The sequence below is a fragment of the Actinoplanes sp. NPDC049548 genome (assembly GCF_040676695.1).
GTDB lineage: Bacteria > Actinomycetota > Actinomycetes > Mycobacteriales > Micromonosporaceae > Actinoplanes.
In genome coordinates this window covers 63113-83539 of record NZ_JBFAPM010000018.1, presented here as the reverse complement: position 1 = coordinate 83539, position 20427 = coordinate 63113, and the positions used below count along the sequence as shown (strand labels likewise).

General features: G+C 72.1%; 19 protein-coding genes. 9 read left to right on the top strand and 10 right to left on the bottom strand.

Translation table 11 applies throughout. The annotated features are described in order from the left end of the window. Window positions 1-3: 3 nt before the first annotated feature. Window positions 4-2040, bottom strand: a complete 2037-nt coding sequence (locus tag AB0J80_RS29095) for a GGDEF domain-containing protein (protein ID WP_364711102.1) — start codon at window positions 2038-2040, stop codon at window positions 4-6. A 560-nt stretch (window positions 2041-2600) separates the two neighbouring features. Between AB0J80_RS29095 and AB0J80_RS29090 the strand changes: the two genes are divergently transcribed. From AB0J80_RS29090 to AB0J80_RS29070, 5 genes are all read left to right on the top strand, one after another. Next, window positions 2601-3047: an XRE family transcriptional regulator gene (locus AB0J80_RS29090; protein WP_364711100.1), complete on the top strand. Its 447-nt coding sequence runs from the start codon at window positions 2601-2603 to the stop codon at window positions 3045-3047. 23 nt (window positions 3048-3070) lie between these two features. Next, window positions 3071-3574: a hypothetical protein gene (locus AB0J80_RS29085; protein WP_364711098.1), complete on the top strand. Its 504-nt coding sequence runs from the start codon at window positions 3071-3073 to the stop codon at window positions 3572-3574. Window positions 3575-3586: 12 nt separating this feature from the next. Then, window positions 3587-4786: an MAB_1171c family putative transporter gene (locus tag AB0J80_RS29080; protein ID WP_364711096.1), complete on the top strand. Its 1200-nt coding sequence runs from the start codon at window positions 3587-3589 to the stop codon at window positions 4784-4786. Between the two features lie 5 nt (window positions 4787-4791). Next, a complete protein-coding gene (locus tag AB0J80_RS29075; protein ID WP_364711094.1) occupies window positions 4792-5640 on the top strand; it encodes an oxygenase MpaB family protein in 849 nt (282 codons plus the stop codon). A 149-nt stretch (window positions 5641-5789) separates the two neighbouring features. Continuing rightward, window positions 5790-6302 carry a GAF domain-containing protein gene (locus tag AB0J80_RS29070; RefSeq protein WP_364711093.1) on the top strand — a complete coding sequence of 171 codons (513 nt, stop codon included), beginning with the start codon at window positions 5790-5792 and terminating at the stop codon, window positions 6300-6302. On the opposite strand, the gene AB0J80_RS29065 is transcribed toward AB0J80_RS29070, so the two are convergent. From AB0J80_RS29065 to AB0J80_RS29055, 3 genes are read right to left on the bottom strand one after another with little or no spacing between them, the layout of a single operon-like run. After that, window positions 6280-7227, bottom strand: a complete 948-nt coding sequence (locus tag AB0J80_RS29065) for an AAA family ATPase (protein ID WP_364711091.1) — start codon at window positions 7225-7227, stop codon at window positions 6280-6282. The two genes, AB0J80_RS29070 and AB0J80_RS29065, sit on opposite strands and share 23 nt — an antisense overlap. After that, window positions 7224-7664, bottom strand: a complete 441-nt coding sequence (locus tag AB0J80_RS29060) for a ribulose bisphosphate carboxylase small subunit (RefSeq protein ID WP_364711089.1) — start codon at window positions 7662-7664, stop codon at window positions 7224-7226. Before AB0J80_RS29060 ends, AB0J80_RS29065 begins: the two co-directional genes overlap by 4 nt. Window positions 7665-7673: 9 nt before the next feature. Continuing rightward, window positions 7674-9131: a ribulose-bisphosphate carboxylase large subunit gene (locus AB0J80_RS29055; RefSeq protein WP_364711086.1), complete on the bottom strand. Its 1458-nt coding sequence runs from the start codon at window positions 9129-9131 to the stop codon at window positions 7674-7676. Between the two features lie 126 nt (window positions 9132-9257). On the opposite strand from AB0J80_RS29055, the gene AB0J80_RS29050 reads away from it, so the two are divergent. From AB0J80_RS29050 to AB0J80_RS29040, 3 genes are read left to right on the top strand one after another with little or no spacing between them, the layout of a single operon-like run. After that, window positions 9258-10175: a LysR substrate-binding domain-containing protein gene (locus AB0J80_RS29050; RefSeq protein ID WP_364711084.1), complete on the top strand. Its 918-nt coding sequence runs from the start codon at window positions 9258-9260 to the stop codon at window positions 10173-10175. Window positions 10176-10225: 50 nt separating this feature from the next. After that, a complete protein-coding gene (locus AB0J80_RS29045) occupies window positions 10226-11254 on the top strand; it encodes a class 1 fructose-bisphosphatase (RefSeq protein ID WP_364711083.1) in 1029 nt (342 codons plus the stop codon). A gap of 17 nt (window positions 11255-11271) precedes the next feature. Then, window positions 11272-12147 carry a phosphoribulokinase gene (locus AB0J80_RS29040; protein WP_364711082.1) on the top strand — a complete coding sequence of 292 codons (876 nt, stop codon included), beginning with the start codon at window positions 11272-11274 and terminating at the stop codon, window positions 12145-12147. A gap of 4 nt (window positions 12148-12151) precedes the next feature. Here the strand turns inward: AB0J80_RS29040 and AB0J80_RS29035 are convergent, their stop codons facing one another. The 6 genes from AB0J80_RS29035 to AB0J80_RS29010 all read right to left on the bottom strand — a co-directional run bounded on the left by AB0J80_RS29035 (window position 12152) and on the right by AB0J80_RS29010 (window position 18018). Further along, window positions 12152-13291 carry a GAF domain-containing sensor histidine kinase gene (locus AB0J80_RS29035; protein WP_364711080.1) on the bottom strand — a complete coding sequence of 380 codons (1140 nt, stop codon included), beginning with the start codon at window positions 13289-13291 and terminating at the stop codon, window positions 12152-12154. Next, a complete protein-coding gene (locus AB0J80_RS29030; protein ID WP_364711078.1) occupies window positions 13291-13944 on the bottom strand; it encodes a response regulator transcription factor in 654 nt (217 codons plus the stop codon). Before AB0J80_RS29030 ends, AB0J80_RS29035 begins: the two co-directional genes overlap by 1 nt. A gap of 30 nt (window positions 13945-13974) precedes the next feature. Then, on the bottom strand, window positions 13975-14727 hold the full coding sequence (locus tag AB0J80_RS29025; RefSeq protein WP_364711075.1) for a DUF4142 domain-containing protein: 753 nt from the start codon (window positions 14725-14727) through the stop codon (window positions 13975-13977). A 140-nt stretch (window positions 14728-14867) separates the two neighbouring features. After that, window positions 14868-17144, bottom strand: a complete 2277-nt coding sequence (katG, locus tag AB0J80_RS29020) for a catalase/peroxidase HPI (protein WP_364711072.1) — start codon at window positions 17142-17144, stop codon at window positions 14868-14870. Continuing rightward, window positions 17141-17614 carry a Fur family transcriptional regulator gene (locus AB0J80_RS29015; RefSeq protein WP_364711070.1) on the bottom strand — a complete coding sequence of 158 codons (474 nt, stop codon included), beginning with the start codon at window positions 17612-17614 and terminating at the stop codon, window positions 17141-17143. Before AB0J80_RS29015 ends, katG begins: the two co-directional genes overlap by 4 nt. 77 nt (window positions 17615-17691) lie before the next feature. Next, window positions 17692-18018 carry an STAS domain-containing protein gene (locus AB0J80_RS29010; protein ID WP_364711068.1) on the bottom strand — a complete coding sequence of 109 codons (327 nt, stop codon included), beginning with the start codon at window positions 18016-18018 and terminating at the stop codon, window positions 17692-17694. Between the two features lie 227 nt (window positions 18019-18245). On the opposite strand from AB0J80_RS29010, the gene AB0J80_RS29005 reads away from it, so the two are divergent. After that, window positions 18246-20282: an acyltransferase family protein gene (locus tag AB0J80_RS29005; RefSeq protein WP_364711066.1), complete on the top strand. Its 2037-nt coding sequence runs from the start codon at window positions 18246-18248 to the stop codon at window positions 20280-20282. The last annotated feature ends 145 nt before the right edge of the window (window positions 20283-20427 follow it).

The following is a 20427-nucleotide window of genomic DNA, read 5'->3' as shown; positions in this document are numbered from 1 at the left end:
GCCTCAGGCCCGGGCGCGCCGGCGGCCGCCCCGGGTGGTCTTTTCCGCGTAGAGCTGGGCGTCGGCGTGCGCGTACAGCGAGTCGAAGTCCTCGCCGTCGACGCCCAGGACGGCCACGCCCACGCTGGCCGACGTCCGCTCGGCCAGCGCGCCGCGCAGCCGTTCCGCGACGGTCGCCGCGTCCCCCGCCGGGTCCGAGGTGAGCAGCACGACGAACTCGTCGCCGCCCAGCCGGCCGACGGCGTCGTGCGGGTGCAGGTTCGCGGCCAGCGTGCCGGCCACCCAGCAGAGCAGCTCGTCCCCGGCGGCGTGGCCCCGCTCGTCGTTCACCCGCTTGAAGCCGTCCAGGTCGTAGATCAGCAGCGCGAGCGCCCGGTCGCCGCGGTCGGCGTGCGCCAGCTCGGCCGTGAACCGTTCCTCGAAGCCGCGCCGGTTCAGCACGTCGGTCAGCACGTCGGCGCGGGACAGCTCGGTGAGCCGCCGCCGCTGCCGGGCCGCGGCACGGCCCTGGGCACCGCAGACCACCGACACCGCGACGGCTCCCACGAGGTGCAGGGCGGTGAACCACCCGCTCGGCATGCCCACCCAGAGCGCGACCGCGACGTACACCGAGGCGTAGAGGGTGAGGATCGGCACCGCCACCCGGGCCGGGGTGCCGAGCGCGATCAGGGGCATCGGCACGAGGATGCTCAGCGCGCAGACGGTGCCGGAACCGCCGTTGAGGGCGGTCAGGCTGCCACCCACGGCGGCCATCACGAGGGCGTACCCGAGCATCAGCTGCCGGGCAGATTCCGCGCGGCTGAGCCGGTCGGCGCCCAGGATCAGGCCACCGCCCACGACACAACCGGCGCCGGCGATCAGGCCGATCCCGAGCCGATGCGGCTGCGCGGCCGCGAACACGACGGCGTAGAACACGCCGATGCAGGAGTCGAAGAGGGCGATCCAGCCCATGTCGGCGATCGACCGGCGGCGCCGCTCCCGGCGCGGAACCCGCCGCACCGAAGCCGGCCGGTCGACGGCGTCACTCGCCCGGGCCACGTCGTCCGGCGCCGGCAGGGTACGTTCGCCGGCCGTCTTGTCCGCGTACGCCCGGGAGTCGGCGAGCCGCCACAGGTCCTCCGGTGTCGCCGCGTCCGCCGGGAAGCACGCGTACCCGATGCTCGCGGGAACGACCCCGTCGAGCGACTCGCGCAGCCGCTCGACGACGACGGCGGCCCCCTCGGGACCCGTGCCGCTCAGCACGACGGCGAACTCGTCACCGCCGATGCGCCCCACGGCGTCGTGGGCCCGCAGCTCCGCCGCGAGCCGGTCAGCGGTCCACGTCAGGAGCCGGTCGCCGGACTGGTGCCCGTACCGGTCGTTGATCTCCTTGAAGCCGTCGAGGTCGGCGAAGACCAACGTCAGGGGCTCGCCGGACCGCTGCGCCTCGGCGAGCTCGGCCGCGAACCGTTCGTCGAAGCCGCGCCGGTTCAGCGCCTGCGTCAGCGGATCGGCGCGCGAGACCTCGGCCAGGCGCCGGCGCAGGGAGACGAGCGCACCCGCGTGCCGTACGCAGAGGTAGCCCAGCCCGCCGAACGCGAGCGTGAACACGGTCGCGTAGCCGGGCGGGGCGGGGGCGCCGAGCAACGCCACCGCCCAGTAGGCCGCGGCACCGACGAGCGCCAGCACGGCCAGGGCCCGCGGCGGCGTCACCAGGGCCAGGAAGATCAACGAGAACGGGACCAGCGCGCCGAGCGGGCTCGCGATCCCGCCGTCGAGCAGGCTGAGCAGCGCGGAACCGAGGATGGCGACCAGCACTCCGGCGATGCGCACCGGGACCTCGGCCCGGGAGGCGGCCACCCGGGGCGCCGAGCCCCACGTCAGCCCGCCGACCAGCAGCATCGCCGTGGCGACCGCCAGCATCGCCGGCCGGTGCGGACCTGCGGGGGTGGCCAGGGCGTAGAGCAACCCGATGCCCGGGCCGCCCATCCCCCGGACCGCGCCGGAGCGGATGGCCGCGACCCGCCGGTGCGCCGCGCGCCCGGCCGTGCCTGCGCTCACTCCGGCCCCCGATCGGCTCCCAGTACGCCCTCATGCCTTTCGTCCGCTTGCTCCGGCACCTTAGCGACTCGGCGGCAGCGGTGAACCCGAGCCGGTCACCTGCGTCGTGATGGGGAACGGGAGGTGACGAACGCCGAACGACTGGGACGCCGAGATTCACCGCTGGTGCGTGCCTCGGCCGCGTCGCTGCGCGGGCGTGCCTCATGGATGGCGCCCGGCACGACGTAGCGGGGGGCGCCACGTCGTGCCGGGCGCGGCCAGGCGGACCGGGCGCCCCCGTTCGCGTGACCGGCGGACTGCAGGATACGGGCTGCCCCGCAACCCGAGCCGCTGACCAACGCCTGCTCCAGGCCCGGGCCGAGGTGAGCAAACCGTCACTACTCATCCCTTGCATGCTCGGCCTTCGCCGGCACGTGAGACCATTCCGGACAATGCCCACGATCTCGAAGCGCGTCGATTTTACGCACACCGCCGGTGATAGTGTCAACCCACATAGACATCGAAGGGCAGCGTTGTAAAGCAGGTTGACACTGCCCGCGCGCCCCTGCCAGGAGCTCCTCATGGACGAGAGTTCGCCACAGCAGCCCGGCTCGTCGCTCGCCGACCGGCTGAACGCCTTGTTCGACAAGGTGCGCAAACCCGACGGGACCCCGTACTCCCTGCGAGAGGTCGCCGACGCGGTCACCGCTGCCGGTGATCCCATCTCGCACGCCTTCATCGGGCACCTGCGCTCGGGCCGCAGCACCGACCCGACCCTGCGCCACATGAAGGGCCTGGCCCGGTTCTTCGGCGTCCCGGTCGAGTACTTCACCTCCGACGCCGTCGCCACCGAGGTGGACGAGGAGCTGCTGCTGGCGGCCGCCCTGCAGCAGGTCCGGGCTCGCACGGTGGCCCTGCGCCGGTCCGTCGTCCCCCAGGCCCAGGAGCAGATCGGTGCCATCGCCGAGCTCCTCCGCGTGATCGCCGATCTGGAACAGCGTCGCGGAACCGACAGCGACCAGACTTGAACCCTCGAGGAGGTGGGGACCGCGTGTCACTGCGGCAGGTGCGGCGGCGCTGCGAGCGGGTGGCTCGCAGCATCGAGGTGCCCGACCCGTTCGACATCGAGCTCCTGCTCGCGACCCTCGGCACCCGGCGGGGACGCCCGATCGTCCTGCTGCCGTTCGACCTGCCGACCGGGGCGCCGTCCGGGCTGTGCGTGGCCGCGGGCACAGCGGACTACCTGGTGGTGACCTCGTCCGCCACTGGCACCCAACGCGACCACATCGTTCTGCACGAACTGGCGCACCTGCTGCTGGGACATCAGCTGCAGGCGTTGGACCCCGACGCCGGCGGGCAGCTCTTCCAGCACCTGGACCCCGCCGTCATCCGCACGATGCTGGGCCGCACGACCTACAGCACCGTCGAGGAGCAGGAAGCCGAGATCCTCGCCTCCCTGCTCGGCCAGCGCGCCCACCCGTTGGCCCCGCCCGCCCCCGACAGCGGCAGCGACCCGGTCGTCCAGCGGCTCGGCCGCTCCTTGGAACACGGATAGGGCGGGCGCATCGTGGACACGACCTCCGCCGTCTTCCTGTTCTGCGCCGCCGCGGCCTGGATCGCCGCCGGTTACAAGATGCTGGCCCTGCGGCGCGACCCTCGCAACGCTGCACTGTGGGCGCTGGCGGTGTCCATCACGCTGCCCGCGACCGGGTTCACGGTCGCCGCACCGATCATCTACCCGCACCTCGGGCGGCTCTCCGGCATCCCCGACCTGGCCACCCTGATCGTGTACGGCTGCATCTCGGGCTACGGCATCATGGTGTCGATCATGCTGCTGCTCTGGTACAAGCCGGCGCGGCAGGCCCGCCGCATCGGCGCCTCCCTGATGGCGTTGTACGGTGCCGCCCTGGCCACGATGGTGGCCCTGTTCATCAGCATCGACACGCACGCCGAGCACCCGACCGACTTCGACGAGACCTACGGGCCCACCGCCGCCGGTGGTGCGTTCCTGCTCGTCTACGTCAGCCTGCACGCCACCGGCCTGACCGCCACCGCGGTGCGCTGCCACCACTTCCACCGCCATGTCACCCGCACCGGCGGCCGGCCCTGGCTGCGGCGGGGACTGCGCACGGTCGCGGTGGGCTCCTGGGTCGGCCTCGGCTACGCCGTCTGCAAGTCGGTCTTCGTGATCTCCGCGTGGTCCGGGGCGTACCTGCCGCACGTGAGCAAGCTCGGCGTGGTGTTCGCCTGCCTGGCCTCCCCGCCGCTGGCCGCCGGGCTGACCATGCCCTCCTGGGGACCGAAGGTGAGCGCCGGCGCCGCTTGGCTGCGCAAGCGGCGCCAGTACCGCCAGCTGCGCCCGCTGTGGGACGTGATGTACCGCGCAGTGCCGGGCATCGCGCTCGAGCGGCCGACCGCCGGCTGGGCGGCGCTGGGTGACCTCGACTTCCGCCTGTACCGGCGCCTGGTCGAGATCAGGGACGGCCGGCTGGCCCTGGCGCCGCACATGCCGGAAGCGGTGCCCGGCGCGGAGCAGCTGGCGGCCACCTGGCAGCTGCCCGTCGACGTCGTCCGCGAGGCGCTGCGGATCCGCGCGGCCGCCGACCGGTTCCACGCCGCCGGCCCGGCCGGGCCGGGCACCGTTCCCCCGCCGGCATCACCCGAGCGCGGCGACGACATCGCCTGGCTCGTTCAGCTCGCCACCGCCCTCGGCCGGGTTCCCGCCACGCGGCCCGGGACCGGCGTGCCGGCCGCGGACCGAGGATGACGTCCATGCTGCACCGTCGCGGCCGCTACGACCGCCTCGCCGACATCCGTCGCCGTGACCCCGTCGCCGACTACCACACCGTCTACCGGGACACCGCCCTGTACGAGTTCCCCTTCGACACCCGGATGGGTCTGGTGCTGGCCTTCTGGCGTACGTTCGCCGTGCCGTCCATCGCCGAGACGTTGGCCGGCACCGGCGAGGTCGTCCACCGCACCGACCGCCGCGCCGACGACACCGGCATCCTCATGTACACCCTCATCAAGTACGGGCTCGACCACCCGCACGGGCGTACCGCCACACGCCGGCTGAACCAGATCCACCGACGGTTCGCCATCAGCAACGACGACTACCGGTACGTGCTGGGCACCTTCCTCTTCGCGCCCGCCCGATGGATCGACCGGCACGGCTGGCGGCCGCTGTGCTGTCACGAGCGCGCCGCCATGCTGACCTTTTACACGACGCTCGGCCGGCGTATGAACATCAGGGACATCCCCAGGACATGGGACGCCTTCCAGTCCTTCTACGACACTTACGAGGCGCAGCGGTTCGCGTACACCCCGGCCGCGGCTCAGCTGATGGCGGCCACCGGCCGCCTGGTCGGTTCCCTCCCCCGGCCGCTCGCGCCCCTGGCCGGTGGCGTCGTCCAGGCCCTGCTGGATCCGCCCCTGCGCCACGCCACCGGGATCGCCGAACCGCCCGGATGGGCCGCCGTGCTCCTGGCCGCCGCTTTGAAAGGCCGGGCGGCATGGCTGCGACACGGCGCGAAGCCCCGTACCCGCGGCTGGCTGGAGGAGGGAATCACGGGCAAGACCTATCCCGACGGGTACGACCTGGCCACGCTCGGGCCGCAGTAGCACTTACGCGGAGTGACTCCCACCCTCGCCCACGGGGATCGTTGCCATAGGGCAACCGTTCGGGTGAAAACGCTGCGGAGGACCGCCCCGCATCAGGCACTATGCCTGCAGCGGGGATGTCCACCGCACCTGGGGAGGCTCCGATTTTCATGCCGGACGACGAGGCCGCAGCCGCCGGGCTGCTGGCTCGGCTGCACCTGCTGCTGCAGGCCGCCGCGGCGGCGCCGGGCGACGTGACCGTCCTGGAGCTGGCGCTGGCCCAGGCGATCGCGGCGACCGGCGCCGACAGTGCGGTGCTCGGGCAGTTGCGCGATCATCGCGCCGCGATGGCGACGATGGAGGTGCGGGCCGGGGGCGGGATGCATCGCGGGGGGACGCTGCGGGTGGGGGGCCGCTATCCGCTGACCGACGCCGTCGCGAAGGAGGACTCGATCTGGTTGTCGTCACTGCCGGAGATCAGGACCACGTACCCGACCGCGGGCCGGCTGTGGGGACGGGCTTTCGCGGCGGTGCCGTTGATCGTGCGGCACATTCCGGTCGGGGCCATCGCCGTCATCCACGACACCGACGCCCACCAGTTCACCCGGGTCGAGCGGCTGTTCCTGCGGTCCGTGGCCGACCTCTGCGCTCCGCTCGTGGCTAATCTCGCGTACCGGTTCTGAAGATCCGGCTGCGGCGGATGTCCTCCTCCGTGATCAGCATGAGGTCGTCACGGCCGACCTGGCCGGAGAGCGCGACCAGACGGTTCGCCTGGCGCAGGCGGGCGCGCTCGAGAGCGTTGCGGACGCTGCGCGCGTTCGCGAAGCGGGGCATCGTGCGGCGGCGCTCGAGGTACTCGAGGAACGCCGCGCGCCCCCCCTCGGTGAAGCAGTAGTCGTCGCGGGTGAGCATCAGCTCGGCGATCTCGGCCAGCTCGTCCGTGGCGTAGTCCTCGAACTGGATGTGGTGGGCGACCCGCGAGCTCAGGCCCGGGTTGGAGGAGAAGAAGGTCTCCATCCGGTCCTCGTAGCCGGCGAAGATAACCACCAGCGAGGCCCGGGCCGACTCCATCTCCTGCAGCAGGATCTCGATCGCCTCCTGCCCGTAGTCGCGCTCGTTGTCCGGGCGGTAGAGGTAGTAGGCCTCGTCGATGAACAGGACGCCGCCGGCCGCCCGTGCGAGGGCCTCCTTGGTCTTGGGCGCGGTGTGGCCGATGAACTGGCCGACGAGGTCGTCACGGGTCACCGCGTGGACGCGGGGCGCCCGCAGGTAGCCGAGGGCGTGCAGGATCTCGGCCATCCGCAGGGCGACCGTGGTCTTTCCGGTGCCGGGTCCGCCGGCGAAGCTCATGTGCAGCGACGGCCGGCTCGCCGAGAGCCCGAACCGGGCGCGGGCCCGGTCGACCATCAGCAGGGCGGCGATCTCGCGGATACGCCGCTTCACCCCGGCCAGGCCGACCAGGTCCGCGTCGACCGCGGCCAGGACCTCCCGGACCCGGGCGGCGGCCTCGTCGGCCTGGATGTCCACCTTGGCCTGCGGGTCGAGCGTCGGCGTCTCGGGCGCCGCGGTCGCCCCCGGGCGGTGCAGGGAGAAGCCCGGGGCGGTCACCGTACGTCCTCACGACCGTGGGCGTACCGGGCCCCGGCGGGCGCCTCGGTCGCGTACGAGTGCACGGCGTACCGTTGCACCCGGTTGCTGCCCTCGGTGCGGTCCAGCCGGAAGCCGGGCTCCTCGGCCGGGCGCTGGACGAGGAAGCTCATCGCGATCGTCTGCCGGCCCAGCCGGGCGTCGTAGGCGAGCACCCGGACGTAGTGCTCCGGGAAGGTCGCGCGGCAGTCGTTGATCTCGCGGACGACGCCGTCCGGCTCGGCCAGGTCGAACATCGGCAGGCCCCACATCTCCCAGTAGACGTTGCGGGGGTGCGGGTCGTCGGTGTACTCGACCGAGACCGGCCAGCCGTTGAGCAGCGCGTAGCGCACCTGGGCGGCGATCTCGTCGTCGGTCAGGTCGGGCAGGTAGGCGAACGATCCGTGGCGCAGCTGCATGGGGGTCTCCTAGACGCTCGGGGTCGGTACGGCATCGGGGGCGTCGGTGGCGGCGTAGTCGAAGGTGACGTCGCCCCAGGTGGCGAGCGCGACCTCGAGCGGCCGGTTGCCCTGCGCGGCGGTACGCAGGATGTCCGGGCCCTCCTTGACGAGGTTGCGCCCCTCGTTGCGGGCCTTGATGACCGCCTCCAGCGCTACCCGGTTCGCCTCGGCGCCGGCCGCGATCCCCAGCGGATGCCCGATGGTGCCGCCGCCGAACTGCAGGATGACGTCCTCGCCGAGCAGGTCGACCAGCTGGTGCATCTGTCCCGCGTGGATGCCGCCCGAGGCGACCGGCATGACCCCGGGCAGGCTCGCCCAGTCCTGGTCGAAGAAGATGCCGTTGCCGTGCTGGGCCGGGACGTGCCCGAGGCGCAGGGTGTCGTAGAAACCCCGGGTGGTGGCCGGGTCGCCCTCGAGCTTGCCGACGATCGTGCCGGCGTGGACGTGGTCGACGCCGATCAGCCGGCACCACTTGGCGATGACGCGGAAGCTCACGCCGTGCGTCTTCTGCCGGGTGTACGTGCTGTGGCCGGCGCGGTGCAGGTGCAGCAGGACGCTGTTGCGGCGGGCCCAGTGCGCCATCGACTGCATCGCCGAGTAGCCGACGGTCAGGTCCATCATCACGATGACGCTGCCCAGCTCCTTGGCGAACTCGGCGCGCTCGTACATGTCCTCGACCGTCGCGGCGGTGATGTTGAGGTAGTGGCCCTTGATCTCGCCGGTCTGGGCTGTCGCGCGGTTGACGCCCTCCATCGCGTACAGGAAGCGGTCGCGCCAGCGCATGAAGGGCTGGGAGTTGATGTTCTCGTCGTCCTTGGTGAAGTCGAGCCCGCCGCGGCAGGCCTCGTACACCACCCGGCCGTAGTTGCGGGCGGAGAGGCCCAGCTTCGGCTTGATCGTCGCGCCCAGCAGCGGGCGGCCGAACTTGTTGAGGATCTCGCGTTCCATCACGATGCCGTGCGCCGGACCCTGGAACGTCTTCACGTACGCGACCGGGATGCGCATGTCCTCCAGGCGCAGCGCCTTGAGCGGCTTGAAGCCGAACACGTTGCCGATGATCGACGAGGTGAGGTTGGCGATCGAGCCCTCCTCGAACAGGTCGATGTCGTACGCGACGTACGCGTAGTACTCGCCCTCGCGGCCGGGCACCGGATCGACGCGGTAGCACTTCGCCTGGTAGCGGGTGTGGGCGGTGAGCCGGTCGGTCCACACCACGGTCCAGGTCGCCGTGGAGGACTCGCCCGCGACCGCGGCCGCCGCCTCGACCGGGTCGACGCCGGGCTGCGGGGTGACCCGGAAGAGGGCCAGCACGTCGGTGTCCTTGGGCCGGTAGTCGGCGTCGTAGTAGCCCATGCTGGCGTAGCTGTGCACGCCCGGGTCCCACCGGGCCGGCTCCGCTTCGCCGGACGTCAGGTCGATCGACATCGGCCCCTCCTCAGCTCTCGCCCGGGATGCCCGGGACGGGTCCTCACCGTCTCCCGCCGTACCTTGAGCCGTCCAGCGACTGTTTACCGTGGACACCTGAGCGATCGCTTGAATAGCCTGATGCCCGTGACCCCCGCGCGGCTGCAGACCTTCCTGGCGGTCGTCGACCACGGCTCGGCGCGGGCGGCCGCGCAACGGTTGTCGGTGACCGAGTCGGCGGTGTCGGCCGCGCTGGCCGCCCTGCAGCGTGAGCTCGGCGTCGCGCTGTTCGAGCGGCACGGCCGGGGGCTGGGCATCACGGAGTCCGGGCGGGTGTTCGCCGACTACGCGCGCCGGATCCTCGGCCTGATCGACGAGGGCATGAGCGCCGCCCGGGAGAGCGGCGACCCCGAGCGGGGCCGGGTCCGCCTGGGCGCCGTCACGACCGCCGGCGAGTATCTGGTCCCGGGGCTGCTGGCGTCGTTCCGTACCCGTCATCCCCGGGTGGAGGTCACGCTCGACGTCGGCGTACGGGACCGGGTCTCCGCCCTGCTGGCCGACCACCGCCTGGACGTCGTGATCGGCGGGCGGCCCCGGGCCGGCCGGGGGCTGACCACCCGCGCCACCCGGCCGAACGCCCTGATCGTCGTCGCCGCGCCGGGGACGGCGCCGGAGCCGGCGACCGCGACCTGGCTGTTGCGCGAACCGGGCTCGGGCACCCGGGACACCACGCTGGCGCTGCTCGACGCGCTGCAGTGGCGGCCGCCGACGCTGGCGCTGGGCTCGCACGGCGCCGTGGTCGCCTCCGCGGTGCTGGGCCTGGGCGTCACGCTGGTCTCGGCCGACGCCGTGGCCGGGCACCTCCGGCAGGGCTCCCTGCAGCGCGTCACGGTACGAGGTACGCCGCTCGACCGCCCCTGGCACGCCGTCACCGCCGCCGCCCCCACCGCCACCGCACGCCTGTTCCTCGCCCACCTCACCGACCCGGCCGCCGCCGGTGAGCTGGCGTTCCGGGCCCGCCGCGCCACGCTCACCCCCGTGGCCCCCCGTACGGGTGAGGCCTGACGCCGCCGCTACGCCTAGCGTCGCCTCCATCGCCGGCGAAGGAGGCAGCCGTGCCCGAGGTGCACAAGACCCTGACCCGCTACACCATCGAACAGGAGCACCGGCACCTCGACTCGACCGGTGACTTCTCCGGGCTGCTGAACGCCATCAGCACCGCGGTGAAGATCATCGCGAACCGGGTGCACAAGGGCACGCTGCTGGGCGCGCCGAAGAACCTGGACGTCATCGGCGACCACGTGATGATCGGCGAGACCGAGTGGGCCGGGCACCTCGCGGCCATGGCGTCCGCCCGGTCCGCGGCGATCCACCGTGTCCCCGAGCCGTACCGCCGCGGCAAGTACCTGCTGGTGTTCGACCCGCTGGACGGCTCGGGCGACATCGACGTCAACACCTCAGCCGGCACGATCTTCTCGATCCTGCGCAGCCCTCGCCCGGGGGCACCGGCCTGCACCGCCGACTTCCTGCAGCCGGGCACCGAGCAGGTCTGCGCCGGGTTCGCGCTGTACGGGCCGGCGACGATGCTGGTGCTCACCACCGGCGACGGCGTGGACGGCTTCACGCTCGACCGCGACATCGGCGCCTTCGTCCTCACCCATCCCCGGATGCGCATCCCCGGCACCACCGACGAGTTCGCGATCAACGCCTCGCACGAGCGTTTCTGGGAACCGCCGGTGCAGCGGTACGTCGCGGAGTGCCTGGCCGGCCGCTCCGGCTCGCGGGCGCACGACTTCACCATGCGCTGGGTGGCGTGCCTGGTCGCCGAGACGTTCCGCATCCTCACCCGCGGCGGGGTCTTCCTCGATCCGGACGACCGCCGCGACGCCGGCCGCCCGGACCGGCCGCACCTGCTCTCCGCGGCCGGGCCCGTCGCGTTCCTGGTCGAGCAGGCGGGCGGCCTGGCGAGCACCGGCCGGGGGCGGCTGATGGACCGGGTCCCCGGCAGCCTCCACGAGCGGGCCCCGCTGATCTTCGGTTCCCGGGACGAGGTGGCCCGCATCGAGCGCTACCACCGCGAGAGCTCCGGCCCCGCCGACGAGGACTTCTCGCTGTTCCACACCCGTTCCCTGTTCCGTACGTGACCAGGAGGTGGCTCGCCTTGTCAGTCAGACACCCCGTCGTGGCCATCACCGGCTCGTCCGGCGCCGGGACGACGTCGGTCACCAGGACGATGCAGCAGATCTTCCGGCGCGAGGAGATCACCCCGGTGGTGGTCGAGGGCGACTCGTTCCACCGCTACGACCGCGCGGCGATGCAGGCCGAGATGGCTCGCGCCGAGGCCGACGGCAACCACCACTTCTGCCACTTCGGCCCGGAGGCCAACCTCCTGGAGGACCTCGAGGAGCTGTTCCGGGGCTACGGCGAGACCGGGTCCGGCCGGGTGCGCCGGTATCTGCACGACGAGGAGGAGGCCGCACCGTACGGGCAGCAGCCGGGCACCTTCACCGCGTGGGAGGACATCCCACCGGGCACCGACATGCTCTTCTACGAGGGGCTGCACGGCGCCGTCGTCACCGGCAAGGTGGACGTCGCCCAGCACACGGATCTGGCCGTGGGCGTCGTACCGATCATCAACCTGGAGTGGATCCAGAAGCTGCACCGCGACCGGACCGCGCGGGGTTACAGCAGCGAGGCGGTCGTGGACACCATCCTGCGGCGGATGCCCGACTACCTGAACTACATCTGCCCGCAGTTCTCCCGGACGCACATCAACTTCCAGCGGGTGCCCACCGTGGACACCTCCAACCCGTTCATCGCCCGCCACATCCCGACGGCGGACGAGAGCTTCCTCATCATCCGGTTCGCGGATCCCCAGGGCATCGACTTCCCGTACCTGCTGGCGATGCTGCACGACTCGTTCATGTCGCGGCCCAACATCATCGTCGTGCCGGGCGGCAAGATGGAGCTGGCCATGCAGCTGATCCTCACCCCGATGGTGCTGCGGCTGATGGACCAGCGCCGGCGGGCGGGCTGAGCGTTCAGAGGGCGATCGGTACGGTCACCTCGACCGTGGTTCCCGCACCCGGCCCGGAACGGATCCGCAGCCGGCCGCCGAGCAGGTGCACCCGTTCCGCCATCCCCCGAAGCCCGTAGGCCGGCCCCTCGTCCGGCGGGTCGAAGCCGCAGCCGTCGTCGGTGACGCTGAGCAGCACCATGTGGCCGTGCCGGGCGAGGCGGACCACCGCCCGGCTCGCCTCCGCGTGCTTGACGACGTTGTGCACCGCCTCCTGGGCGACGCGGAACAGCGAGGTGCTCACGTGGTGCGGCACCGGGAACTCCGCGGCGTCGACGTCCACCCGCAGGCCGGGCACGGCACGCGCCATGGCGGTCAGGCCGGCCGCGAGCCCCTGGTTCTCCAGCACCGGGCTGTGCAGTCCGGTGATGGCGCTGCGGGTCTCGCCGAGCGCCAGGTCGGCGAGGGAGCGGGCCGCTGCCACCTGCTCCGCCACGTACGCCACATCCCCGTCGCCGAGGGCGACGTCCGCCGCCGACAGGTGGAAGGTGAGGCTCGCGATCGCCTGGGTGAGTCCGTCGTGGAGGTCGGCGGCAACCCGGCGGCGCTCGGCCTCCTGGGCCGCCACCGCTCCGGCCACGACCGCGTCCCACTCGTCCTGGTGGTCGCGCATCGTCGCCAGCGCGGCCGCGACGCTGACCCGCAGGCCGACCAGGTCGGCCACCCGCTGGGCCAGGTCGACCTCGGCCTCGCCGAACTCGCGCCGGGCACGGCTGTGCACGGCCAGGACCGCGCTGCTGCCGCCGCCCGCCACCCGCGCGGGCACACACAACCGCGACACCGGCTGACCCGGGCTCAGGCCGAGCAGCTCACGATGCAGGGGGTGCCGGGGCCGGTCCGCCACCAGCACCACCGGGACTCCGTCGGCCGCCGCCCGCCCGGCGGCGCCGGACCCCTCCGGCACCCGCAGCGGCGCCCCGGCCCCGGCCGGCCGCGGGTGGCTCGCGGCCAGCACCAGGTCGCCGCCGCTGTCGGCGAGGAAGGCGAGGCATCCGTCGGCACCGAGCGTGTCGGCCAGCAGCCGGGCGACCTCGGCCAGCATGAGGGGCAGCGACGGCTCCCGCGTCACCGACCGCGCCACCTTGGCGATCACCGCGTCGTCCATCAGTGGAACAGGCCCTCGCGCAACGCGGTCGCCACCGCGCTGCCGCGGTCGCGGACCTCCAGCTTGCGGTACAGGCCCCGCAGGTGGGTCTTGACCGTGTCGTCGCTGATCACCAGCCGGGCCGCGATCGCCTTGTTCGAGAGCCCGCCGACCAGCAGCGCCAGCACCTCGCTCTCCCGCTGCGTGAGGCCCAGCCGGGCGCCCGGCCAGAACTCGCCCCGCTGCAGGTGCGCGGCCGAGGCGGCGATCCGGCCGGCGAGACCGGGGTCGATGACGACCTCGCCGAGGCTCGCGTTCTCCAGGTGCCGCACCAGCTCGTACGCGTCCACCCGCTTGAGCAGGTAGCCCGACGCGCCCGCCCGCAGCGCCTGGTAGAGGTACTGCTCGTCGTCGTAGACGGTCAGGAAGACGATCTTCGCGTGGTCGTCGACGTCGCGGATCGCCTTGCAGACGTCCAGGCCGCTCCCCCGGCGCAGCCGCACGTCGCACAGCACGACGTCCGGGCGCTGGTCGGTGACCGCGCGCACCGCCTGGGGCGAGTCGGTGGCCGTACCGATGACCTGCACCCGCTCCGGGAAGCGGGACAGCATCGCGGACACCCCGTGCAGCACCATCTCGTGGTCGTCGACCACCAGGACGCGGATCGGCGGCATGACCCCACCGTAGCGACCTCCATCGATGGCTCAGCGGGGGCGCCCCGGGTTCCGGCGCGACGGCGCCAGATACCGCCACCAGACGAAGACGATGACCACGATGGCGAGGCCCAGCACTGCCGCACTGCCCGCGGTGCTGACCGGAAGGGACCCCTGACCGGTCCGCGCTCCGGAGATGATGCCCGCGTCGATCGGTACGGGTCCGCCGCGCCGGCCCGCGCTCGGGCTGGGCTGTCCCGGCGCCCTGGGCAGCGCCTCGAAGTCCACCAGCCCGGAGCCCTCCAGCAACGGCAGCTGCCCGGCGACGACCCGGGTAGCCTCCTCGGCGAGCTTGCGGACGGTGTCGTTGCGGGTGCCCGCCCGTGCGGCGGCCGCGGTCGCCAGCAGGGTACCGTCGGCGGCCCGCATGGAACGGACATATGCGGCGTCCAGCGCCGCGCCGCCTGCCTTCAGCTGCTTCAGCTGCGCCTGCTGGTCGGGCGCCGCAGCCGTCGGCAGGGCCACCTTGAGTGTGCCGGCCGCCTGCTGGGTCAGGCGGTCCAGCCGCCGGTCCTGGTCGCCGACGGTCCTGCCGATGGTCCGCACCTTGGCCTGCCGGGCCGTCTTCTCGGCGACGTCGCTCGCCGGGATCGCAAACAGCGCCGTGGCGTGCATCGACGCGAGGAAGTTGCGGTCCGCCGCATCGACCGGGCCGCTCCGCTGCTGCGCGTAGGCGGCGCTCGGCGACCCGCCGAGGATGGTGGCCCCCACGACCATGAGGCCGGCCAGGATAGTCAAACGCATTGCCCATCTCCTCCCGGCTCGTTGTGGCCAGGAGTACGGCTGCGGTCACCGGACCGGATGAGTGACCGGGGAGTAATTTCGCCACGCACACAACAAACCCGGCCGATCGCGAGGACCGGCCGGGCTTGCTGGGGGCAGGATCAGGCCAGGTCGAAGCGGTCGAGCTCCATGACCTTGGTCCAGGCCGCGACGAAGTCCGCCACGAACTTCTCCCGCGCGTCCTGGCTGGCGTAGACCTCGGCCAGGGCCCGCAGCTGCGAGTTGGAGCCGAAGATCAGGTCGACCGCGGTGGCGGTCCACTTCACCTGGTCGGTGGCCACGTCGCGGATCTCGTACACGTGCTCCTCGGACTCCGACGCCTTCCACCGGGTGCCGGGGGAGAGCAGGTTGGCGAAGAAGTCGTTGGTGAGCACGCCGGGCCGGTCGGTGAGCACCCCGTGCCGGGCGCCGCCGGCGTTGGCGCCGAGCGAGCGCAGACCCCCGATGAGGACGGTCATCTCGGGCGCCGTCAGGTTCAGCATGTACGCCCGGTCGACGAGCAGCACCTCCGGCTGGGTCTTCTCGCCCGCCCGCAGGTAGTTGCGGAACCCGTCGGCGCGCGGCTCGAGGACCCGGAAGGACTCGACGTCGGTCTGGTCCTGGGTGGCGTCGGTGCGCCCCGGGTGGAACGGCACCGTGACCTCGACGCCGGCGTCGCGCGCCGCCTTCTCGACGGCGGCCGAGCCGGCCAGCACGATCAGGTCGGCGAGCGAGATCTTCGCCCCGCCGGCCTCGTTGAACTCGCGCTGGATGCCCTCGAGGGTGCCCAGGACCGCCGCGAGCTGCTCGGGCTGGTTGACCTCCCACGAGCGCTGCGGCTCGAGCCGGATACGGGCACCGTTGGCGCCGCCGCGCTTGTCGGTGGCGCGGAAGGTGGCGGCGGAGGCCCAGGCGGTGGAGACCAGCTGCGCGGTCGTCAGGCCCGACTCGAGCACCTTGGCCTTGAGCGCGGCGACGTCGGCCTCGCCGACCAGCTCGTGGTCGACGGCCGGCACCGGGTCCTGCCAGAGCTGCGCCTCGGGAACCCAGGGGCCGAGGAAACGGCTGACCGGACCCATGTCGCGGTGCAGCAGCTTGTACCAGGCCTTGGCGAACGCCAGCGCGAACTCGTCCGGGTTCTCCAGGAAACGGCGCGAGATCTTCTCGTACGCCGGGTCGACGCGCAGCGAGAGGTCCGTGGTGAGCATCGTCGGCCGGTGCTTCTTCGCCGGGTCGAACGGGTCCGGGATGATCTCCGGGGCGTCCTTGGCGACCCACTGCTTGGCCCCGCCGGGGCTCGTGGTGAGCTCCCACTCGAAGCCGAAAAGGATCTCGAAGAAGCGGTTGCTCCACTGCGTCGGCCGGTCGGTCCACGTCACCTCGAGGCCGCTGGTGATCGTGTCCGGCCCCTTGCCGGTGCCGTGGGTGCTCAGCCAGCCCAGGCCCTGCGCCTCCAGCGGGGCACCCTCGGGCTCCGGGCCGACGTGGTTGTCCGACACGGCGGCGCCGTGGGTCTTGCCGAAGGTGTGCCCACCGGCGATGAGCGCGACGGTCTCCTCGTCGTTCATCGCCATCCGGCGGAAGGTCTCCCGGATGAAGTGCGCCGCCGCCAGCGGGTCGGCGTTGCCGCGCGGCCCCTCCGGGTTGACGTAGATGAGGCCCATCTCGGTGGCGCCGACACCCTCCGACATGTCCTTCTCGGTGACGTAGCGCTCGTCACCGAGCCAGGTGTCCTCCGGGCCCCAGAAGATCTCCTCCGGCTCCCAGACGTCCGGGCGGCCGAAGCCGAACCCGAACGTCTGGAAGCCCATGGACTCGAGAGCCACATTGCCGGCCAGCACCAGCAGGTCGGCCCACGAGATCTTCTGGCCGTACTTCTGCTTCACCGGCCACAGCAGGCGGCGGGCCTTGTCGAGGTTGGCGTTGTCCGGCCAGCTGTTCAGCGGCGCGAAACGCTGGCCGCCGTCGCCGGCCCCGCCACGGCCGTCGTTGATCCGGTAGGTGCCGGCGGCGTGCCAGCTCATCCGGATCATCAGACCGCCGTAGTGGCCGAAGTCCGCCGGCCACCAGTCCTGCGAGGTGGTGAGCACCTCGACGATGTCCCGCTTGAGGGCCTCGACGTCGAGCTTCTCGAACTCCTTGGCGTAGCTGAAGCCCTCACCCAGCGGGTTGCCCTTGGACGAGTGGGCGTGCAGCACGGACAGGTCGAGCTGGTTCGGCCACCAGTCCCGGTTGGTACGCGGGCGGCCGCCGGTCTTCGGGGTCGGCGAGTCGATCGCCGGGTTCTCGCTCTCGCTGCCGTGCGCGGTCACGGAGTCGTGCGCGACCGGACAACCGGCCGCCTCCTTCTGGTCCACGCCCTGAGCGCTGGTGGGGCCGTGGTCCTGGGTGTCGCTCATCTGCTTCCTTCCGAACTGGCGGATGACGCCGAACTGGCGGATGACGGGGACGTGCGATGCGTCGCACAGTCGGGGCAGACGCCCCAATAGACGACCTCCGCCTCGTCGACCACGAAACCGTGGTCGCCGGGGGCGGTGAGACAGGGAGCGTGGCCGACGGCGCAGTCGACGTCGGCGATCGCGCCGCACGAGCGGCACACGACGTGGTGATGGTTGTCCGCCACGCGGACCTCGTAGCGGGCGGTGGCGCCGGCGGGCTGGATGCGCCGCACGAGGCCGGCGTCGGTGAGCGCCCGCAGGACGTCGTAGACCGCCTGGTGCGAGACGGCGGGGTGGTGGGCCCGGACCAGCCCGATCACGGTGTCGGTGTCGACGTGCGGATGCTGCCGCAGCGCTGCCAGCACCGCCACCCGGGGCCTGGTCACGCGCAACGAGACCGCCCGCAACTGGGCCTCGAAGTCCGACGTCACCCGATGAACCTTAGGCCCCTTGTTTGGAATAAATCAAGTTTACGCGCGGGCGCCGGCCCGGGCTCGGTAGAGTTGCGTCATCGATACTTATCGTTGTGTACGACGTCGGCGGGTATCACGCCGTCGGCAGCGAGCATCCGCAGAAGCTCGGCGACGAAAGGGCTGGAACCGACGACCTGCAGCCGCACGTCGACGGCGGCGGCGATGCGATTGGCCACGACGACGGTGCCGAGCCCGCCGGAGTCGATGGAGCACACTCCGCGCAGGTCCAGGTCGATGGTCCCTACGTCGCCACGGTTGAGCAGATCCGTGATCACTTGCCGGAGCTCGCACGCGTGCGCCACATCGAGCTCGCCCCGCACGACCACCGTGACCGCCCCCTCGCCGACCACCTCGATCTGCACCGTCGCCACCTCCTCCGCCCGGCCTGTCGATGGACGGACTGGCATTCCGCCTGGCGCCGACGTCAAACCACCGGTTGAGGCGAATCCTTCGCGGCCCGGTGGGTACGCGGCGCGGAACACCGACAAGAATGAGCGGTTCCTACCTGAATTACCGTCTTGCCCATAAGAGCCCTATTCTGTGGTGCCGCAAGTCACGCGACACCGACCCGGAAGGTGGCATGGTCTCCATGGGAAAACCCGACCCCGATCAGACCGTCGTGCTTCCGGTCGTCACGGCACCGCCACATGCGGGGCCGTCGTTCGGGTACAGCCGGGCTCTGGACGGCATCCGGGCGCTCGCCGTGGCCGCTGTCCTGCTGTTCCACGCCGGCGCGGCAGGCGTGGCCGGCGGATTCCTCGGCGTGGACACCTTCTTCGTCCTCTCCGGCTTCCTCATCACGTCCCTGCTGCTCGGCGAACGCCAACGCACCGGCAGGATCAAGCTCACCGACTTCTGGGTACGCCGCGCCCGCCGACTACTGCCGGCCCTGCTGGCCGTCCTGCTGGCCACGGTGATCACCGGCCGCTACCTGCTCGACAGCGACGCCCTCGGACTCCTGCGAAGCGACGCGTACGCCGCCCTCGCCTATGTCGCCAACTGGCGGATGATCTTCCGCGGCACCGGCTACGCGGCCGCCACCGCCGCACCCTCACCGCTGCAGCACACCTGGTCGCTGGGCATCGAAGAACAGTTCTACCTGGTCTGGCCGTTGATCGTCGCCGGCCTGCTGGCCTGGCTCGCGGCCCGCACCGCCCGCGCCGTCCTGGTCACCTGCTGCCTCGCCGGGGCGGCGCTGTCCCAAGTGCTGTGCAGCCGCCTGTTCGACGCCGACTCGATGGCGCGGGCGTACTACGGCACGGACACCCGCGCCCAGGCCCTGCTCATCGGTGCCGCCCTCGCGGCCGTCCTCGCTCGCCGGCGCAGCGGGCGCGGCCGGGGGCTGGGACTCCTCGCCGGCGTCGGCGCCGCCGCGACGCTCTTGCTGTGGCATGCCGCGTCGGACCAGGCCCCATGGATGTTCCACGGCGGCTTCACGCTCGCCGCGCTCGCCACGGCGGCCGTCATCGCCCACGTCGTAACCACCCCCGGCGCACCGATCGCGCGGTTCCTGGGCCTGGCACCACTGGTTGGACTGGGGCGGATCTCGTACGGCGTCTACCTGTGGCACTGGCCGCTGTTCATCTTCGTCACCGCGGACGCCACGGGACTGTCCCGGTGGCCGCTGCTCGCCGTCCGCCTCACCGCCACACTGGCGCTGGCCCTCGCGAGCTACCACCTCATCGAACAACCCATCCGCCGTGGCGCGCTGATCCGCCTCATGCCCCGCAGGATTTCCAGTGTCGTCACCGCCGGAGCGCTGGCGGCCATGATCGCGGGCGTCACCGTCTGCACCGCTCCCCGGCCCGAGCCGTCGCTCGTCGCCGCGCCGGTCGTCGTCACCGTGCCGCGGATCAAGTCCCGCCCCTCCGCGCCGGTCAACCGCCCTCACCGGCCCAAGACCGCGCCCGAGCGCGAACCCCGCGTCACCTTCTTCGGCGACTCCGTCTCCTGGGTCATCGGCACATACCTGCCCGAGCACCCGGGCATGTGGACGAGCGTACGAGCCATCCAGGGCTGCGGCATCGCCACGCTTCCCGACATCCGCTACATCGACGCACCGCACACCAACTACCCCGGCTGCACGAACTGGGAGAAGCGGTGGAAGCGCGGGGTCACTAAGGACAACCCCGACGTCGCCGTCGTCGAGCTCAACCGATGGGAGCTGATGGACCGCCGGTACCAGGGCCGGTACCAGCACATCGGCGACCCCGCATACGACGCCTACCTGACGGCTCAGTTGGAGAAGGCCATCGCGATCGCCGGTTCACGTGGGGCCGCCGTGGTGCTGCTGACAGCCGCGTACACCCACCGGGCCGAGAAACCGGACGGCGGCCTCTACGCCGAGGATCAGCCCTCCCGGGTGGACGCATGGAACGATCTGCTCCGCGCCACCGCAGCCCGCCGTCCCGGCAAGGTCACCGTCCTGGACCTCAACCCGCTCGTCTGCCCGGACGGCGAGTTCACGTGGCGCATCCACGGAATGAAGGTGCGCAGCGACGGGCTCCACTACACCCCGTCCGCGGTGCAGAGGATCATCGCGCCCTGGCTGCTGCCCAAGCTGGCGGCCGTCGCGACCGGCACGTACCGGGCGCCGAACCCGTCGCGGGTGCCCGCCGCGGAATGAACACCGGCCCCGCGGGCGACTATGCCGCACATCCGCGGGTAGCCATCGGATCCCGCTGCCCCAGGAGGATGGACATGAGCGTCAACCCGGAAGCACTCGGCGACCAGCCCGACGACGCGGCCCGATACCTGCAGGACGCCAACGA

Bases quoted from the DNA above. Each gene is read 5' to 3' on its own strand.
- AB0J80_RS29090 (WP_364711100.1), top strand. From the start codon at position 2,601: ATGGACGAGAGTTCGCCACAGCAGCCCGGCTCGTCGCTCGCCGACCGG.
- AB0J80_RS29075 (WP_364711094.1), top strand. From the start codon at position 4,792: ATGCTGCACCGTCGCGGCCGCTACGACCGCCTCGCCGACATCCGTCGC.
- AB0J80_RS29070 (WP_364711093.1), top strand. From the start codon at position 5,790: ATGCCGGACGACGAGGCCGCAGCCGCCGGGCTGCTGGCTCGGCTGCAC.
- AB0J80_RS29060 (WP_364711089.1), bottom strand. From the start codon at position 7,664: ATGCAGCTGCGCCACGGATCGTTCGCCTACCTGCCCGACCTGACCGAC.
- AB0J80_RS29055 (WP_364711086.1), bottom strand. From the start codon at position 9,131: ATGTCGATCGACCTGACGTCCGGCGAAGCGGAGCCGGCCCGGTGGGAC.
- AB0J80_RS29035 (WP_364711080.1), bottom strand. From the start codon at position 13,291: ATGGACGACGCGGTGATCGCCAAGGTGGCGCGGTCGGTGACGCGGGAG.
- AB0J80_RS29030 (WP_364711078.1), bottom strand. From the start codon at position 13,944: ATGCCGCCGATCCGCGTCCTGGTGGTCGACGACCACGAGATGGTGCTG.
- AB0J80_RS29025 (WP_364711075.1), bottom strand. From the start codon at position 14,727: ATGCGTTTGACTATCCTGGCCGGCCTCATGGTCGTGGGGGCCACCATC.
- katG (WP_364711072.1), bottom strand. From the start codon at position 17,144: ATGAGCGACACCCAGGACCACGGCCCCACCAGCGCTCAGGGCGTGGAC.
- AB0J80_RS29005 (WP_364711066.1), top strand. From the start codon at position 18,246: ATGGGAAAACCCGACCCCGATCAGACCGTCGTGCTTCCGGTCGTCACG.